We start from the raw sequence: 16,571 nt of genomic DNA, 5'->3' as shown, positions 1-16,571 counted from the left end.
CGATGATGGTCAGGCGAGGGCGCTGATCATGTCAGGGCGAAAACCTGCCCAATGCTGCTCGCCGGCAATCACGACGGGCACCTGTCGGTAACCGAGACCCTGCACGAGGTCATAAGCCTCGGCATCGGCGGACACGTCGATGATAGTGTAGTCGATGCCCTGACGGTCGAGGGCGCGGGTGGTCGCGGTGCACTGGACGCAGGCGGGTTTACTGTAAACGGTGATGGTCATTGTCGGTCCCCTCGTGTGGAATAGGCGTGCAAAAGCGGTCGGACATCCGCCGATGTCCGGGCAAAAGAATATTGGGTATGAAGGTCGTCGCTGACGTGGCCGGACGTTAAACGTCCATCATTGCCACTGCGCGCAACATGAAATCAGCAGGCCGACATCGGCTTGCTGGTCGACATATCGATGCTTATCGAAACTCAAGAACATAAGACTTCACCCCGAAGCATTTCATACGGGACATTCGGGGAAGCGCATGCGCAGGATCATCCCGCACATATACGCGACCTTCCGGACACCCCGCCCGTGGACGTTTCGTACAAGGCAGGTCTCCTGGCTTGCGGGTCACGGCATCCGTTCCGCCTTCCCAACGCTTTTGGCGTCAGTGGCCTGATCGATCGGATGCTCGCCGCTTACAGTTGCGGGGGCAGCTTCGGCATTGTGGCGCCCGTCATGGGTTTCACGCACCGTATTCCCGTCTTAGCTTCCGATGCGAATCGGAAGAACCTTGAACACTAGATATAGTAGACGAGGTGAAAATTCCGTCAACGACTATGTTGTTTCGGCCCGATCAAGGCTGGGGAAAACGAGCGGCCTTGCCGTATAAGATCACGGTCACAGAAACTTTTTCACGTAAATTTATTTACGTACGAATTCAAAAATATTGACGCGCGTAAAATTTAGGACATATGATGAAAAATCCGCCGGCAAGAGGAGGCCCGCCGGCTGGATGTGTGCTTTTAAGGCCTCAAGGACGGGGAGGAATAAACATGACCCTCAAGAATTTCGCAAAGACGCTGCTGGTTTCCGCAAGCCTGACGTTTGCCGCCGCTGCCGCCCATGCCGAAGGCATCGGCGCATCGCTGCTCACGCAGCAGCACCCATTCTATAACGAGCTCGCCAAGGCGATCACCGCTGAAGCCAAGGCCAAGAACGTGTCGGTCGAAATCTCGATCGCCAATCAGGACCTGAACAAGCAGCTCGCCGACATTGAAGACTTCATCGTCAAGGGCGTCGACGTCATCATCATGTCGCCGGTCGACAGCAAGGGCGCACTTGCAGCCGTTGCCCGCGCCGAAGCTGCCGGCATCAAGGTTATCACCGTCGACGTACCGGTCGAAGGCGCCAAGGTTGCCTCCTATATCGGCACCGACAACTATGCCGGTGGCGTCAAGGCCGGTGAACTGATGGCCGAACAGCTTGGCGGCAAGGGCGAAGTCGCAATCATCGACTACCCGCTGGTGCAGTCGGTGGTGAACCGCGTCAACGGCTTCAAGGAAGCCATTGCCAAGCACCCGGACATCAAGATCGTGTCGATCCAGACCGGCATTACCCGCGCCGAAGCACTGGCCGTTGCCCAGAACATGCTGCAGGCTAACCCGGACATCGGTGGCATTTTTGGTTTCGGTGACGATGCCGCTCTCGCCGCAGCCGTTGCCGTCAAGTCTTCGGGCCTGACCGGCAAGGTCAAGGTCATCGGTTTCGATGGCATGCCGGAAGCCATCAAGGCAGTCGATGCCGATCCGGACTTCGTCGGCGTCATCCAGCAGTTCCCGGACCAGATGGGCAAGCTTGCCGTCGAGACCGCGATCAAGCTGCAGGCGGGCGAGGAAGTGCCGGCCGAGCAGCCGATCGTTCCCGGCGTCTACACCAAGAAGCAGTAAGTCCTCCCAAGACGCTCTGCGCATGAGGCCGTCTCTGCTTTGAGACTGCCTCCTTCGGTGGTCCGCTCCCCCAGGCGGGCCACCGGAAATCTGCGGATTGTTCGAAGCCGCCCGATGCGGCGCACCATCTGCATGATCAGGAATAAGGAGCAGCTTTCACCGCAGTGGTGGTGTGAAGCGCTCGTTGAAAGGTGACGCCATGGAAACCTCAGGCGACAAGGTGATCCTTGAGATCAAGGACATGTCCAAGGAATTCGGGGCCGTGAAGGCGCTGAAGAACATGCAGCTTACGGTGAAGCCGGGCCGCGTACACACCATTCTCGGCGAAAACGGTGCCGGCAAGTCGACGCTGATGAAGATTCTCGCGGGCGTTTATCAGCCAACGACGGGTTCGATCGTGCTCGATGGCCAGCCTTATGCGCCGACCAATCCGCAGGATGCCGCCAAGGCCGGCCTGACCATCGTTTTTCAGGAACTCAGCCTCTGCAACAACATGACCGTTGCGGAAAACATCCTGGCAACCCGCGAGCCCTCCAGGGCCGGTTTCATCAACGACAAGGTTTTGGTGCGCAAGGCGGCCGAACTGGTGAAGGAACTCGGCCTGCCGGTTTCGGTCAGTGATCAGGTCGGTGATTTGTCGATTGCCCAGCGTCAGCTGGTGGAAATCGCCAAGGGTTTGAGCATCGAAGCCAAGGTCGTCATCCTCGACGAACCGACCTCCTCGCTCAGCGACAGTGAAGCCGAAATCCTGTTTCAGATCATTGGCCGCCTGAAAGCCAAGGGCGTCGCCATCATCTACATTTCGCACCGCATGGAAGAGATCATGCGGCTGAGCGACGACATTACCGTCGTGCGCGACGGCAGTTATATCACCACCCGCGACAAGACAGAGGTGACGATCGCCGAGCTGATCGCGCTGATGGTCGGCCGCGACATGAACGAAATCTATCCGCCGCGTGATGTGGCCGCTCCGGCACTCACCGAAAAGCCGGTTCTCGCCGTCAATGGTTTGTCGCGCGTCGAAGAATTCGAAAACGTTTCCTTCGATGTGCGTCCAGGCGAAATTCTGGGCTTTTTCGGCCTGATCGGCTCCGGCCGCTCGGAGGTCATGAATACGCTGTTCGGCATGGCCAAGGCCTCCGCCGGCACCGTTGCCATCGATGGCGTACCGGTGAAAATCACTTCGCCGGTAGAGGCCATCGAGCGCCGTATCGGTTTCGTCACCGAAAACCGCAAGGAAGAAGGCCTCGTCTTGAGCCACAGCGTCGAGAGCAATATCTCGATGGTGGCGCTGAACGGCTTTTCCAGCGCCTTCGGTTTCCTGAAACGCCGTCGCGAGCGGGAAGCTGCCAATGCCGAAGTCGCACGCCTCGCTATCAAGACGGCCTCGCTCGATACCATTGCCGGCTCTCTTTCGGGCGGCAACCAGCAGAAGATCGTGCTGGCCAAATGGCTTTTGACCAAACCAAAGATCCTCATCCTCGATGAGCCCACACGCGGCGTCGATGTCGGCGCCAAATTCGAAATCTACAAGATCATCCGCCAGCTGGCGGCGGAAGGCACGGCAATCCTGCTCGTGTCCTCCGAACTTCCGGAAGTCATAGGCATGAGTGACCGCGTCGTCGTAATGAGCGAGGGCAAGGTCACGGCAATCGCCGACCCTGACCAGATGACACCGGAAAAGATCATGCACTTTGCCACGGGATATGCATCATGAGTGACAAGAGCGCAGCCAGCGCCGCCTTCAAACAGGTCATGAAACAGTATGGCGGTATCTTTTTATCGCTGATCGTTCTGTGCGTGATTTTTTCCGTCACCAACGGTCGTTTCATGTCGGTGGCGAATTTTCTGAACATCCTGCAGCAGGTGTCGGTCATCGCCATTGCCGCCTTCGGCATGACCTGGGTCATCCTGCTCGGTGAAATCGACCTGTCGATCGGCTCGATCATCGCGGTGGCCGGCATGGTCGGCGCGCAATGTTTCGCTTTTGGCATGAGTTTTGTGCCGGCGCTGATCCTGACGATTGCGGCAGGTGCGCTGCTCGGCCTCGCCAACGGCGTGCTGACGGCGAAATTCCTGCTGCCGTCCTTTATCGTCACGGTGGCGACCATGGGCATCTATCGCGGCATGGTCAGCCTTCCGACCAATGGTGCGCCGGCCATGATCATGGAACCGAGCTGGACCGCCATCGGCACCCAGAGCTTTATCGGCATCCCGATCGTCATCTGGGTCGTTGCTGTGCTGTTCCTGTTCAACCACATTCTCTTGAGCAAGACCAAATTCGGCCGTCGCGCCTATCTGACCGGCGGCAACCGCGAGGCAGCGCTTTATTCCGGCATCAAGGTCGATCGCCTGAAGATCATCATCTTCATGATCTCCGGCGTGATGGCGGCGATCAGCGGCGTGTTGCTCTCCTCGCGCCTCTTCTCGGCCCAGACAAATGCCGGCATGAGCTATGAACTCGATGCCATCGCGGCAGCCGTTCTCGGCGGCACCAGCCTTGCCGGCGGCGTCGGCACCATGATCGGCACGCTGATCGGCGCGCTTATCATCGGCGTCCTCAACAACGGGATGAACATGCTGTCGGTGCCTTACTTCTACCAGCTCATCGTCAAGGGCCTCGTCATTCTCATCGCCGTCTATCTCGACGTGCGGTCGAAGCGCGCCAAGCAGTAATCATTAGAGCAGATACCAATGTCGAAAATTCTCACCATCGGCGAAATTCTGGTCGAAATCGTCGCCACCAATCGCGGCAACGGTTTTCGTGAAGCCGTGCCGCTGATCGGCCCGTTTCCGTCGGGCGCACCGGCGATCTTCATCGATCAGGTCGGCAAGCTCGGCCAGGAATGCGCGATCATCTCGCGCGTCGGCGAAGACGACTTTGGCTGGGTCAACATCAACCGCCTGACGGAAGATGGTGTCGATGTCTCGGGCATCGAGGTCCTGCCGCTCGGCACCACCGGCAGCGCTTTCGTGCGTTACCGCGAGGACGGTGGCCGCAATTTTGTCTTCAACATCCGCAACAGCGCCTGCGGTGAGATCGAACTGTCGGACAAGACGCTGGCCCTTATCGACACCTGCACGCATATGCATGTCATGGGCACGGCTCTGTACGCACCGAGCGTCGTCACCAGCATCCTGACCGCCGTCGAACGCATCAAGGCCGCTGGCGGCACCGTTTCCTTCGACCCCAACCTGCGTCCTGAAATTCTCGACAGCCCCGGCATGCGCGAAGCGTTGCAGACGGTGCTTTCCAAGACCGATCTGTTCATGCCGAGCGGCGAGGAGCTGTTCCTGTTCGCGCAGGCAAAGACTGAGAAGGAAGCCGTCGTCGAGCTGCTTGCCAAGGGCATCAAGGCCATCGTCGTCAAGCGCGGTGACAAGGGCGCCAGCTATTACGACAAGGACACCCAGATCGATCTTCCCAGCTACAAGGTCGAGGAAATCGATCCGACCGGCGCCGGTGATTGTTTTGGTGCCACCTTCGTCACCTTCTGGCTGAAGGGCATGCATCCGGCCGAAGTGCTGCGATACGCCAATGCCTCCGGTGCGCGTGCCGTCACCAAGGCCGGCCCGATGGAAGGGGCCTCTACCCGCGCCGAACTCGACGCACTCATTCAAGCGCAAGGAAATGCCTGACATGCAAAAGAGCTATCTCACCGACATCGCCAACTGGCAGAACGGCTCGGGCGTCAAGGGCATTCCGTCGATCTGCTCGGCACATCCGCTGGTCATCGAGGCTTCCATGCTGCATGCGCTCAAGCAGGATGCGCATCTGCTTGTTGAAGCTACCTGCAATCAGGTCAATCAGGATGGCGGTTATACCGGCATGACGCCGGCCGATTTTCGCGCCTTCGCGGAAGAGATCGCCAAAAAGGTCGGTTTCCCGATCGAAAAGCTGATCCTCGGTGGTGACCACCTTGGCCCCAATCCTTGGAAGAACCTGCCCGCCGATGAGGCGATGGCAAAAGCCTGCGTGATGATCGAAGCCTTTGCTCTGGCCGGTTTCACAAAATTGCATCTCGATACCAGCATGGGCTGCGCCGGTGAGCCGGTCGCGCTTCCGGACGCACTGACCGCCGAGCGTGCCGCGCGCCTTGCCGCCGTTGCCGAAGCTGCGCTGACGGGGTCTGATGGTATCAAGCCGGTCTATATCGTCGGCACCGAAGTGCCGATCCCCGGCGGCGCGATGGAAGAGCTGGACGAACTCGAAGTGACCAAGCCGGAATCTGCGCGCGAAACCATTGCCGTGCACGCCAAGGCATTCGAAGCTGCCGGCGTATCGGATGCATTTTCGCGCGTTGTCGGCGCCGTCGTTCAGCCGGGCGTCGAATATGGCAACGAGAACGTCATCCCTTACGTCCCGGCAAAGGCCAAGGCGCTGAGTGCTACCTTGTTCGACATGCCGGGCATGGTCTTTGAAGCGCATTCCACCGATTACCAGACCCGCGAAATGTTGCGCCAGCTGGTGATGGATGGTTTTGCCATCCTGAAGGTCGGCCCCGGCCTCACCTTTGCGCTGCGCGAAGCCTTTTACGGTCTCGACCAGATTGCCGAGTTCCTGTTCCCCGGCAAGCGCTCGGAAATGCTGATCGCCACCGTCGAACGCGTGCTGACGGCGGATCCAAAAAACTGGGACAAATATTACCACGGTTCGGACGCCGAAAAGCATATCCAGCGCCATTTCAGCTATAGCGACCGCATTCGCTACTACTGGCCGCAGCCGGAAATCGATGCCGCTGTAAAGGCGCTGTTCGAGCTTCTGGATGGCGTGGAAATTCCCGAAACGCTGATCAGCCAGTATCTCACCGGTGCCTATGTGTCGGTGCGTGACGGCAAGGTTCAGCCGAATGCGCGCGCACTGGCTCTTGCCGCCGTCGATCGCGTGCTGGAAGATTATTTCGAAGCCTGCCGCGCCTGATTGGCGCGGCTTGCACGGACTCAGAAGTTTTGATTGAACTGTGTCCATAATTTCAATCGATTAGTAAATCGGGTGGGACGTCATTGTCAGAGAAACCCATCAGTGGGGCCATCAAAACGATGGAGGACTTTTCCGAGTTTGTCGGATTGTCCCGCCCGACCGTGTCCAAATATTTTAACGACCCGAATTCGGTCCGGCCGAAAACCCGCGGGCTGATCGAGGTTGCGCTGAAAGAAAGCGGCTTTCGGCCAAACATGTTTGCCGTCAACCTCAACCGTCGGCGCAGCAACATCATCGGCATCATCATCCCGAATTCGACCGATCCGTTTTATATGGCGCTGACACGCCGCGTTGAACTGATCGCCAATGCCGCCGGTTTTCTCGCTTTCGTTCTGTCGTCGGATGGCAATGCCGAAATCGAGGCACGCGCCATCGAAACGCTGAAATCGATGAACGTCGCCGGCGCCATCATAGCACCGCTTGGCGTGCAGTCGCAGCACGAAACGCTGAAGGCGCTCGGGGAATCCATCGCGCTGGTTTATGTGGACTCACCACTGGACGAAACCTCGCCGTTTGTCGGCACCAACAACCGTCAGAGCTTTCAGCTCATCGTCGATTATCTCGTCCGCTCCGGCGAGCCGCCCTGTTATCTCGGTATGCCGCCGGTCAATACCAATGCCGCGACCCGCGAAACCGCCTATGTCGAAGCGATGCGCCAGCTGAAAATGGAGCCGATCCTTCTGGAAACTGCCCATGATGGCAGCTGGGATTTCGAGCGTTTCGGCTACGAGGAAACCCGGCGTTTCCTGAACGCAGGCGGTTTCCCGACCAAGACGGTTCTCTGCGCCAACGACCGCGTCGCTTTCGGCGCCATTTCGGCGGCCTATCAGCATGGATTGAAGATCGGCCAGTCTGCCGCCAGCGATATCCGCATCGCCGGCCATGACGACCATCCGCTGTCGCGTTACGCCTGTCCGCCGATCACCACCGTTGCCCAGAACTACAACGAGATCGGTCGTCTGGCGATGGACCTGCTGTTCCGCAAGCTGGATCTTGAGATGGAAGGGGCGGAAGCCTCGGCGGAAAGCCAGCGCATCCTGCTCAATGCCGAAATCATGCTGCGGGAATCGGCCTGAGCGCCGTTTTCTCGCTGGCCGGCGTTTCAGTCTGATCGCGACGCTGGTGAAATGGCGGCCGATGCCCAGCATTTAGGCTGTTGATCTGCCGCCGTAACTCTTTGCAATTGCTAAATTCCATGGTGCCGTCGTGGCGACGGAGATTGTCGCTTGCGTGAAAATCAGCTTGCGTCTGCATACCAATCGGGCACAATTTCAAAAATATTTACCAGACGGTCAATATTTCACGCTCGGACAAGCCGGCATTGCGTTTCTGTTTTTTATCCCATTGTTTAAAAACATCTATTTCGGACTGGCATGCAACTTGCTGATTGACAGGCAATCGGCAATTCGCCCAATCGAGAGGAGCATGAGATGGAAATCGGTGTTTTTATCCCTATCGGCAACAATGGCTGGCTGCTTTCCGAAAACGCGCCGCAATACAAGCCGTCCTTCGAACTCAACAAAAAAATCACGCTGACGGCGGAAAAATACGGGTTCGATTTCGCGCTTTCGATGATCAAGCTGCGCGGCTTTGGCGGCAAGACGGAATTCTGGGACTACAATCTGGAATCCTTCACACTGATGGCGGGCCTTGCCGCCGTCACCTCGAAGATAAAACTGTTCGGCACGGCGGCGACGCTGGTCATGCCGCCGGCCATCGTCGCGCGCATGGCCACCACGATCGACAGCATTTCGGGTGGGCGTTTCGGCGTCAATCTGGTCACCGGCTGGCAGAGGCCGGAATACAGCCAGATGGGTCTGTGGCCGGGCGATGATTATTTTGGCGATCGTTACGCCTATCTCGCCGAATATTCGACCGTGCTGAAAGAGCTTCTGGCCTCGGGTGCATCCGATTTCAAAGGCAAATATTTCCAGATGGACGATTGCCACATGAAGCCGGTGCCGGAGGGCGATGTGAAGCTGATCTGCGCCGGTTCGTCGAATGCCGGCATGGCGTTTTCCGCCGAGTTTGCCGATTACAGCTTTTGCTTCGGCGTCGGCATCAACACGCCAAAGGCATTTGCCCCCACCAATGAGCGGCTTCTGGCGGCAACGGAAAAGACCGGGCGCGATGTGCGCTCCTTCGTGCTGACGATGATCCTGGCAGAGGAAACCACAAAGGCGGCTTTCGCCAAGTGGGAACATTACAAGGCCGGCGCCGATCAGGAGGCGATCCAGTGGCTCGGCCTGCAGAGTGCGGCAGATACCAAGTCGGGCGCCGATACCAATGTGCGGCACATGTCCAATCCGGTGTCCGCGGTCAATATCAACATGGGCACGCTGATCGGCTCTTATGCGGAAGTGGCGGCGATGCTGGACGAGATGGCGGAAGTGCCCGGCACCGGTGGCGTCATGCTCACCTTCGACGATTTCGTCGAGGGCATCGAAAAATTCGGGCAATATGTTCAGCCATTGATGAAAAGCCGTCAGCATATCAAGCCGGCTCTGGAGGCCGCCGAATGAGCGTGGTTGCAGGATATCAGGCGCCGGTCAGCCGGTCGGAAAGTGTCACGCTGCCGGCCCGGCCGGAACCGATCACGCTGAAGCCATCGGAAACGGCGGTTGTCGTAGTCGACATGCAGAATGCCTATTCGACCGAAGGCGGTTATGTCGATCTCGCCGGTTTCGACATAACCGGTGCCAAGGGCACGATCGACAACATCAAGAAGACGCTGGATGCGGCGCGCGCCAACGGCGTGCAGGTCATCTATTTTCAGAACGGCTGGGACAAGGATTATGTCGAGGCCGGTGGCCCCGGTTCGCCCAACTGGCACAAGTCCAATGCCTTGAAACACATGCGCGCCAATCCCGAGCTGCAAGGCCAATTGCTGGCCAAGGGCACATGGGATTACGCGATCGTCGATGAGTTGCAGCCGCAGCCGGGTGACATTCTTGTGCCGAAAACGCGCTACAGCGGTTTCTTCAACACCAATATGGACAGCGTGCTGCGCGCCCGTGGTATCCGCAATCTCGTCTTTGTCGGCATCGCCACCAATGTCTGCGTCGAAAGTTCGCTGCGCGATGCCTTTCACCTCGAATATTTCGGGGTGATGCTGGAAGATGCCACCCATCATCTGGGGCCGGACTTCATCCAGCAGGCGACTGTCTACAATGTCGAAAAATTCTTCGGCTGGGTCGCGACCGTCAACGATTTCTGCGGCGTCATTGCGCAGGCCGCGCCGAGCGAAGCCTGAAAGATAAAAAGAGGAGAACGAACATGCCGAAAACGATTATCGTGCCCGAAGGCACCCAGAAGCCGATCGCTCCCTATTCGCCCGGCACGCTTGCCGATGGCGTGGTCTACGTCTCGGGCACGCTGCCTTTCGACAAGAACAACGATGTCGTCCATGTCGGTGATGCCGGTGCCCAGACCCGCCATGTGCTGGAAGTCATCAAGTCGGTCATCGAAACCGCTGGCGGCACGATGGAGGATATCACTATGAACCACATCTTCATCACCGACTGGGCCAATTATCAGGCCGTCAACGCGGTTTATGCCGAGTACTTTCCGGGCGACAAGCCGGCGCGGTATTGCGTCCAGTGCGGTCTGGTGAAGCCGGATGCGTTGGTCGAGATCGCAACCGTTGCGCATATCGGGAAATGACGGAATGCTGCATTTCGATGTGCATGGAGTGATGGACGCCTCTGCCCCGACGATCATCCTGTCGTCGGGCCTTGGCGGCAGTGCCTCCTATTGGGCGCCGCAGATCGAGGCTTTGAAGGCGCGGTTCCGGGTGGTCACCTATGACCATTTCGGCACCGGCCGTTCGCCGGGAGAGGTCCCCGAAGGTTACGCGATCAGCGACATGGCCGATGAGGTCATGGAAATCGCTGCCGCGCTGGGCCTCACCAGTTTCAGTTTCATGGGCCATGCCTTTGGCGGGCTTGTCGGGCTCGACCTGGCGTTGCGCTTTCCCGAGGTCATCGACAGGCTGGTGCTGGTCAATGCCTGGGCCAAGGCTGATCCGCATTCCGGCCGTTGTTTCGATGTGCGTATCGAGCTGCTCGAAAAGTCCGGCGTGCCGGCTTTCGTCAAGGCGCAGCCGTTGTTTCTCTATCCGGCCATCTGGATGGCAGAAAATTCCTCCCGCATGGCGGAAGAAGAAAAGCATGCGCTTTTACATTTCCAGGGGAAGGAGAATATTTTACACCGCATCGCAGCATTAAGGGCTTTCGATATCGAAGGCCGGCTTGAGGGTGTCAATGCGCCCACGCTCGTGGTCGCAACGAAGGATGATATGCTCGTACCCTATAGCCGTTCGCTGCAACTTGCCGATGCCCTGCCGGATTCCACGCTTGCCCTTTTCGATTTCGGCGCCCATGCCGTAAACGTTGTCGACCCGCAGGGTTTCAACGATGCGGTTCTTTCCTTCCTCAATGATCGATAGATTTCAGGATTTCCCATGACGAACGTTCTCGACCAGCAGGCGCTTGATGCGTTGTTTTTCTCCGCGCGTTCCCAGAATGGCTGGTTGCCGGGTGACGTCTCCGACGAGACGCTGAAACAACTCTACGATCTGGTGAAGTTCGGCCCCACCTCGGCCAATTGTTCGCCGGCACGTTTTGTCTTCGTGAAGGGGCCGCAGGCAAAGGAGCGTCTGAAGCCCTCCCTGTCCTCCGGCAATCTGGAAAAGACGCTGGCCGCGCCTGTCACGGTGATCGCCGCCTATGATGCCGAATTCTACGAAAAGCTGCCGCAGCTTTTCCCGCATGCGGATGCACGCAGCTGGTTCACCTCCAGCCCGGCCGCTGCCGAAGAAACCGCCTTCCGCAACGGCACGCTTCAGGCCGGCTATCTCATCCTCGCTGCCCGCGCTCTTGGTCTCGATGCCGGTCCGATGTCCGGTTTCGACAAGAAGAAGGTGGATGACGAGTTCTTTGCCGGCACGACTTGGAAGTCGAATTTCCTGATCAATCTCGGCCATGGCGATCCCGCAAAAGTGTTTGCGCGCCTGCCGCGTCTCGATTTTGACGACGCCTGCCAGATTCTGGGGGAATGAGCATGCAGGGACAGGCCGTGTCGAAAGAGCCGGACAATACGGAAGAAACCCGCCGCGAGGATTATCGCAACGCCATGGCAAAGCTTGGCGCGGCGGTGCATATCGTCACCACATCGGGTGCGGCCGGTCGAGCCGGTTTTGCCGCAACCGCTGTCTGCAGTGTGTCCGACAATCCGCCGACACTTCTCGTCTGCCTCAACAAGACGTCGAGCGCCTATTGGCCGGTCAAGGGCAATGGCACGATCTGCGTCAACGTGCTCTCATCCGACCATCAGGATCTCAGCCGCCTGTTCGGTGGCAAGACGCCGGTCGAGGAGCGTTTTGCCGGTGCCTCATGGACGGAACTGCCAAGCGGCGGGCTGGCGCTCGATGGCGCACTGGCATCGTTCGATTGTGAAATCACCTCGGTGGCCGATGGTCACAGCCACGACATTCTCATCTGCCGGGTTCTCGAAACGCAGGTGAGCGATGGCGGTCAGTCGCTGATCTATCTTAACCGCGGTTATCACGCGGTCTGAGGATCAGCCGTCGAAGCCGAGGCTTCTTGAAGCCGTTTGCCCGGCCTCCAGCAGGATCCGCACATAGGTGGATTTGCGGGCCGGGTCGAAACGGAACAGCGGAAACGAGATGCTGATCGCAGCGATCGATTTGCCCAGATGGTCGCGGATCGGCACCGCCATGCAGCGCACGCCAGCCTCGCTTTCCTCCACCTCTTCCGAATAACCATCCTCGCGGATACGGCTCAACTGGTCGCGCAGCGCCGCAACGTCGGTAATCGTCTTCGGCGCCATCTTTTCGAAGGTCATCTTCGACAGCCGGTCGGCGATTTCCGTCTCGTCGCGGAAGGCCAGAAGCGCCTTGCCGAGCGAGGTGCTGTGCAGCGGGTTGCGTTTGCCCAGCGGCGAATTCATCGACAGGTTATAGGCGCTGTCATATTTGTGGATATAGGCGACACGCTGTTCGCGCTCGTCCATCACGCCGAGATTGATGGCTTCGCCTGTCTCGCGCGACAGAGTTCCCATGGCCCGGTCGGCCACCTGCAGCAGATGCGTCTGGCCGCGCAGCGTGCGTGCGCCCAGCCCGAACAGTTTCAGCGTCAGCCGGTATTTGTCGGTTTCCTCTTCCTGCTCCACGTAACCGAGATCGACCATGGTCTGCAGCAGCCGGTGGGTGGTGGCTTTCGATGTCATCGCATGTTGGGCGATGTCGGCAAGGCTGGAGCGGCCATCTTCCGCCAGCGTTTCCAGCACCGAAAAAACCTTCAGCACGGCAGCGACATTGTCGGGTTTGTTGCGAGAAGCGTCAGACATCATCCGTTCCAAAAAATATGGAATGCTATTCTGAAAAGCTTCTTGCCCGCTGTCAAGGCATCGGAGAAATTCGAAAAATAGCGGTGAAATGGGCGTTACGGCGTTTAGTATGATAAATTCCGAACCCCTATTGCATTTCATTTTTGAGTATGGTTTTTTTCAAAAATGAAATCGCATTCCGATTTTTTTGGCTGGACGAGGAGGTCCGGCTGCCTGGGAGGGTTATAGTTTTGACGATGCATGCGCTGTTGCGGCAGAAGGATTATGTGGCGCCCCGCGCGGATGTGGTGGGGCTGATCCGGCGGCTTGCCGACAATCTGGTCTCCATCGAGGACCGGACGGGCGAATTCCTGCTGCGGCTGGAAGACGGGCGCGTGATCGACACCAAGGGCTGGGCCGGTTGGGAATGGACCCACGGCATCGGGCTCTACGGCCTGTTCAATTACTGGCAACAGACCGGCGACAGACAGGTGCTGGACATCATCACCTCATGGTTCGATGCGCGGCTTTCCGAAGGCACGCCGACCAAGAACGTCAATACCGTCTGCCCGTTCCTGACGCTTGCCTGCCTGTATGAGCTCAATCCCAATCCGGCCTGGAAGCCCTATCTGGAAACCTGGGCGGAATGGGTGATGCACGAGATGCCGCGCACAAGCGAAGGCGGCATCCAGCACATCGTGTATAACAACGTCAATCATCAGCAGATGTGGGATGACACGTTGATGATGAGCGTCATGCCGCTCGCCAAGATCGGCCTGCTGTTGAACCGCCCGGATTATGTGGAGGAGGCGAAATACCAGTTCCTCATCCACACCCAGTATCTGGCGGATCGTAAGAGCGGCCTGTGGTTCCACGGCTGGACCTTTGACGGCAACCACAATTTTGCCAATGCGCTCTGGGCGCGGGGCAATTCGTGGATCACCATCGCCATCCCGGAATTTCTCGATCTGCTTGACCTGCCCGAAGGCGATGCCTTTCGCCGTCACCTGATCTCGACGCTGAAACGTCAGGCGGAAACGCTGGCCGAACATCAGTCGCCATCGGGCCTGTGGCACACGCTGATCGACGATCCGCAAAGTTATGTGGAATCCTCTGCCGCCGCCGGCTTCGGCTATGGACTGATGAAGGCCGTGCGCAAACGCTATCTCGGGCCGGAATATCTGCCCGTCGCGCATCGTGCCGTGCAGGGCGTCATCGGCCATATTGATGCGGCCGGCGAGCTGCAGAACACCTCCTTCGGCACGGCCATGGGGGCAGACCTCGATTATTACCGTCAGGTCAAGCTGACGGCGATGCCATACGGACAAGCGATGGCGATCCTCTGCCTGTCGGAATACCTGCGTTCCTACATTTGATGACCGGCCCGGCGCGGCCGGGCTCCTGATGATCCAGCACAACGATCCGGCGCGATGCCGGAGCGAAAATGCCGTCCTTTCCGGGAGGAGGAAAGCATGTCCGCGCAATCTCGAACGAACTTCATCCTTGCCTTTTCGGGTGGCTGCTCGGCCTCTGTGCCGGACAGCTTGAAAGGGGATTTTGCATGAGTGGCGATGGCCGCCTTCTCGGCTTCTGGTATGTGCTGCCCTACCTGTTGGGCCTGCTGATCTTTACGGCGATCCCGTTTCTCGGCTCGCTCTACCTGTCGTTTACCGATTACCGGCTGATGCAGGGCGCAAATTACATCGGGCTGGAAAATTACACCGACATTCTTACCAGCGATCGCACATTCAATCGCTCGTTCAGCGTGACGATGATCTATGTGTTGATCACCGTGCCGCTGAAACTGGCCTTTGCGCTGTTCATTGCCGGTATCCTCAATTCCAAGCTCAAGGGTATCGGCTTTTTCCGCACCGCTTATTATGTGCCCTCCATTCTTGGCGGCTCCATCGCGGTCGCTGTCCTGTGGCGCTATATGTTCGCCGATACCGGCCTCATCAACATGATGCTCACCGGCATTGGCTTTGAGAGCGTAAACTGGTTTGGCAATCCCGGCACGGCGCTGTTCACCATCACGCTTCTGCGCCTGTGGCAGTTCGGTTCGGCCATGGTGATCTTTCTGGCGGCGCTGCAATCGATCGACAAATCGCTCTATGAAGCCGCCGCCATCGATGGGGCGAAGCCCTGGCGCGCCTTTTTCGCCATTACCCTGCCGCTCTTGACGCCGGTGATCTTCTTCAACCTGATCATGCAGATGGTCCAGGCGTTTCAGGAGTTCAACGGGCCTTACGTCATCACCCAGGGCGGGCCGCTGAAATCCACCTATCTGCTGCCGCTCTATATCTACGAGGTGGCCTTCAAGAAATTCGAAATGGGCTATGCCTCGGCCATCGCCTGGGTGCTGTTCGCGGTCATCATGGTGCTGACGCTGATCGCCTTCTGGTCATCGAAACACTGGGTCTATTACGCCGGCGACAAGAGGAGTTGACCATGAGCGACGGAATTCTCCACGCCGAAGCGATCGAAAATGCCGAACGGCTGCTGGCCGTACAAAAACGCCGCGAAACGGTGTCGCTGGCCATTCGTTACACGATCCTCACCATTGTCGGTCTGATCATGCTTTATCCGCTGATCTGGCTGATCGGCGCCAGCTTCAAGACCAATTCGGAAATCTTTGCCGGCGCCGGCTTCATGCCGCAAAGTCCGACCATGGATGGTTACGCCAAGGGCTGGGAAACCTCGACGCCCTACACGTTTGGCCGGTTCTTCTGGAACACGTTTCTGATCATCGCGCCAAAAACGATCTTCACGGTGATCTCCTGCACGGCCGTTGCCTATGGGTTTGCCCGTTTCGAGTTTCCCGGCAAGAAGATCCTGTTCGCCTCGCTGATCGCAACCCTGCTTCTGCCCAATGTGGTCACTCGCATCCCGCAATATCTGCTGTTTCGCGATCTCGGCTGGCTCGATACCTATCTGCCGCTCTGGGTGCCCTCCGCCTTCGCGGGGGATGCCTTCTTTGTCTTCATGCTGTTGCAGTTCCTGCGCGCCATCCCGCGCGATATGGAGGAGGCGGCGCGTGTCGATGGCGCCAACAGCTTTCAGACGCTGATCTATGTCGTGGTGCCGATGCTGGTGCCGGCGATGATCTCGGTGGCGCTGTTCCAGTTCATGTGGACGATGAACGATTTTCTCGGGCCGCTGATCTACGTGTCCTCGGTCGACAAGTTTCCCGTCTCGCTGGCACTGAAACTGTCGATCGATACCGCCGAAGCGTTCGAATGGAACCGCATCCTCGCCATGTCGGTGCTGACGCTGCTGCCCTCGCTGGTGGTGTTCTTCCTTGCGCAAAAATACTTCGTCGAAGGCATTTCAGCCGGCGGTGTGAAAGGGTAATC

Annotated in this window: 17 protein-coding genes and 1 riboswitch; of the genes, 15 read left to right on the top strand and 2 right to left on the bottom strand. The window is 58.3% G+C overall.

Features of this window, described 5'->3' with window-relative positions:
• Positions 1 to 9: 9 nt before the first annotated feature.
• A complete protein-coding gene (gene nrdH, locus EDF70_RS15030; RefSeq protein ID WP_132274891.1) occupies positions 10 to 231 on the bottom strand; it encodes a glutaredoxin-like protein NrdH in 222 nt (73 codons plus the stop codon).
• Between the two features lie 299 nt (positions 232 to 530).
• A riboswitch (cobalamin riboswitch) is annotated at positions 531 to 751 on the bottom strand.
• Between the two features lie 244 nt (positions 752 to 995).
• On the opposite strand from nrdH, the gene EDF70_RS15025 reads away from it, so the two are divergent.
• From EDF70_RS15025 to EDF70_RS14970, 12 genes are all read left to right on the top strand, one after another.
• Complete coding sequence (locus EDF70_RS15025; protein WP_132274889.1) at positions 996 to 1,889, top strand: substrate-binding domain-containing protein; 894 nt, start codon at positions 996 to 998, stop codon at positions 1,887 to 1,889.
• 199 nt (positions 1,890 to 2,088) lie between these two features.
• Entirely contained in the window at positions 2,089 to 3,606 is a 1,518-nt protein-coding gene (locus EDF70_RS15020) for a sugar ABC transporter ATP-binding protein (RefSeq protein ID WP_132274886.1), read from the top strand.
• The gene (locus tag EDF70_RS15015) at positions 3,603 to 4,565 is read left to right on the top strand and encodes an ABC transporter permease (protein ID WP_132274883.1); all 963 of its coding nucleotides are present in this window, start codon (positions 3,603 to 3,605) and stop codon (positions 4,563 to 4,565) included. Before EDF70_RS15020 ends, EDF70_RS15015 begins: the two co-directional genes overlap by 4 nt.
• An 18-nt stretch (positions 4,566 to 4,583) precedes the next feature.
• On the top strand, positions 4,584 to 5,528 hold the full coding sequence (locus EDF70_RS15010; RefSeq protein WP_132274880.1) for a sugar kinase: 945 nt from the start codon (positions 4,584 to 4,586) through the stop codon (positions 5,526 to 5,528).
• A 1-nt stretch (position 5,529) separates the two neighbouring features.
• Complete coding sequence (locus EDF70_RS15005; protein ID WP_132274877.1) at positions 5,530 to 6,810, top strand: D-tagatose-bisphosphate aldolase, class II, non-catalytic subunit; 1,281 nt, start codon at positions 5,530 to 5,532, stop codon at positions 6,808 to 6,810.
• Between the two features lie 119 nt (positions 6,811 to 6,929).
• Positions 6,930 to 7,946 carry a LacI family DNA-binding transcriptional regulator gene (locus EDF70_RS15000; RefSeq protein WP_132274873.1) on the top strand — a complete coding sequence of 339 codons (1,017 nt, stop codon included), beginning with the start codon at positions 6,930 to 6,932 and terminating at the stop codon, positions 7,944 to 7,946.
• A gap of 354 nt (positions 7,947 to 8,300) precedes the next feature.
• Positions 8,301 to 9,392 (top strand): pyrimidine utilization protein A, encoded by a 1,092-nt coding sequence (gene rutA, locus EDF70_RS14995; RefSeq protein WP_132274871.1) that lies wholly within the window; start codon positions 8,301 to 8,303, stop codon positions 9,390 to 9,392.
• Positions 9,389 to 10,123 (top strand): pyrimidine utilization protein B, encoded by a 735-nt coding sequence (gene rutB / locus EDF70_RS14990; RefSeq protein WP_132274868.1) that lies wholly within the window; start codon positions 9,389 to 9,391, stop codon positions 10,121 to 10,123. Before rutA ends, rutB begins: the two co-directional genes overlap by 4 nt.
• 23 nt (positions 10,124 to 10,146) lie before the next feature.
• Entirely contained in the window at positions 10,147 to 10,533 is a 387-nt protein-coding gene (gene rutC / locus EDF70_RS14985) for a pyrimidine utilization protein C (RefSeq protein ID WP_132274866.1), read from the top strand.
• Between the two features lie 4 nt (positions 10,534 to 10,537).
• The gene (gene rutD / locus EDF70_RS14980; protein ID WP_132274864.1) at positions 10,538 to 11,317 is read left to right on the top strand and encodes a pyrimidine utilization protein D; all 780 of its coding nucleotides are present in this window, start codon (positions 10,538 to 10,540) and stop codon (positions 11,315 to 11,317) included.
• Positions 11,318 to 11,332: 15 nt separating this feature from the next.
• Positions 11,333 to 11,929 carry a malonic semialdehyde reductase gene (locus EDF70_RS14975; RefSeq protein WP_132274862.1) on the top strand — a complete coding sequence of 199 codons (597 nt, stop codon included), beginning with the start codon at positions 11,333 to 11,335 and terminating at the stop codon, positions 11,927 to 11,929.
• A 2-nt stretch (positions 11,930 to 11,931) separates the two neighbouring features.
• Positions 11,932 to 12,447, top strand: a complete 516-nt coding sequence (locus EDF70_RS14970; RefSeq protein WP_132274859.1) for a flavin reductase — start codon at positions 11,932 to 11,934, stop codon at positions 12,445 to 12,447.
• Positions 12,448 to 12,450: 3 nt separating this feature from the next.
• Here EDF70_RS14970 and kdgR read toward each other — a convergent pair whose 3' ends face one another.
• A complete protein-coding gene (gene kdgR / locus EDF70_RS14965; RefSeq protein WP_132274856.1) occupies positions 12,451 to 13,239 on the bottom strand; it encodes a DNA-binding transcriptional regulator KdgR in 789 nt (262 codons plus the stop codon).
• Between the two features lie 236 nt (positions 13,240 to 13,475).
• Between kdgR and EDF70_RS14960 the strand changes: the two genes are divergently transcribed.
• From EDF70_RS14960 to EDF70_RS14950, 3 genes are all read left to right on the top strand, one after another.
• Positions 13,476 to 14,594 carry a glycoside hydrolase family 88 protein gene (locus EDF70_RS14960; protein ID WP_132275859.1) on the top strand — a complete coding sequence of 373 codons (1,119 nt, stop codon included), beginning with the start codon at positions 13,476 to 13,478 and terminating at the stop codon, positions 14,592 to 14,594.
• Positions 14,595 to 14,779: 185 nt separating this feature from the next.
• The gene (locus EDF70_RS14955) at positions 14,780 to 15,664 is read left to right on the top strand and encodes a sugar ABC transporter permease (protein ID WP_132274854.1); all 885 of its coding nucleotides are present in this window, start codon (positions 14,780 to 14,782) and stop codon (positions 15,662 to 15,664) included.
• Positions 15,665 to 15,666: 2 nt separating this feature from the next.
• Positions 15,667 to 16,569, top strand: a complete 903-nt coding sequence (locus EDF70_RS14950; protein ID WP_132274851.1) for a carbohydrate ABC transporter permease — start codon at positions 15,667 to 15,669, stop codon at positions 16,567 to 16,569.
• The last annotated feature ends 2 nt before the right edge of the window (positions 16,570 to 16,571 follow it).

It is taken from the genome of Neorhizobium sp. JUb45, from assembly GCF_004343585.1.
Classification (GTDB): Bacteria; Pseudomonadota; Alphaproteobacteria; order Rhizobiales; family Rhizobiaceae; genus Neorhizobium.
Note: the sequence above shows the minus strand (reverse complement) of the source record. Positions and strands in the feature narration are given on the sequence as shown.

Excerpts from the sequence above, each read along its gene's own strand:
- nrdH (WP_132274891.1), bottom strand. The coding sequence starts at position 231 with ATGACCATCACCGTTTACAGTAAACCCGCCTGCGTCCAGTGCACCGCG.
- EDF70_RS15000 (WP_132274873.1), top strand. The coding sequence starts at position 6,930 with ATGGAGGACTTTTCCGAGTTTGTCGGATTGTCCCGCCCGACCGTGTCC.
- EDF70_RS14955 (WP_132274854.1), top strand. The coding sequence starts at position 14,780 with ATGAGTGGCGATGGCCGCCTTCTCGGCTTCTGGTATGTGCTGCCCTAC.
- EDF70_RS15010 (WP_132274880.1), top strand. The coding sequence starts at position 4,584 with ATGTCGAAAATTCTCACCATCGGCGAAATTCTGGTCGAAATCGTCGCC.
- rutA (WP_132274871.1), top strand. The coding sequence starts at position 8,301 with ATGGAAATCGGTGTTTTTATCCCTATCGGCAACAATGGCTGGCTGCTT.
- rutD (WP_132274864.1), top strand. The coding sequence starts at position 10,538 with ATGCTGCATTTCGATGTGCATGGAGTGATGGACGCCTCTGCCCCGACG.
- rutC (WP_132274866.1), top strand. The coding sequence starts at position 10,147 with ATGCCGAAAACGATTATCGTGCCCGAAGGCACCCAGAAGCCGATCGCT.
- EDF70_RS14975 (WP_132274862.1), top strand. The coding sequence starts at position 11,333 with ATGACGAACGTTCTCGACCAGCAGGCGCTTGATGCGTTGTTTTTCTCC.
- kdgR (WP_132274856.1), bottom strand. The coding sequence starts at position 13,239 with ATGTCTGACGCTTCTCGCAACAAACCCGACAATGTCGCTGCCGTGCTG.
- EDF70_RS15015 (WP_132274883.1), top strand. The coding sequence starts at position 3,603 with ATGAGTGACAAGAGCGCAGCCAGCGCCGCCTTCAAACAGGTCATGAAA.
- EDF70_RS15020 (WP_132274886.1), top strand. The coding sequence starts at position 2,089 with ATGGAAACCTCAGGCGACAAGGTGATCCTTGAGATCAAGGACATGTCC.
- EDF70_RS15025 (WP_132274889.1), top strand. The coding sequence starts at position 996 with ATGACCCTCAAGAATTTCGCAAAGACGCTGCTGGTTTCCGCAAGCCTG.
- rutB (WP_132274868.1), top strand. The coding sequence starts at position 9,389 with ATGAGCGTGGTTGCAGGATATCAGGCGCCGGTCAGCCGGTCGGAAAGT.
- EDF70_RS14950 (WP_132274851.1), top strand. The coding sequence starts at position 15,667 with ATGAGCGACGGAATTCTCCACGCCGAAGCGATCGAAAATGCCGAACGG.
- EDF70_RS15005 (WP_132274877.1), top strand. The coding sequence starts at position 5,530 with ATGCAAAAGAGCTATCTCACCGACATCGCCAACTGGCAGAACGGCTCG.
- EDF70_RS14960 (WP_132275859.1), top strand. The coding sequence starts at position 13,476 with ATGCATGCGCTGTTGCGGCAGAAGGATTATGTGGCGCCCCGCGCGGAT.
- EDF70_RS14970 (WP_132274859.1), top strand. The coding sequence starts at position 11,932 with ATGCAGGGACAGGCCGTGTCGAAAGAGCCGGACAATACGGAAGAAACC.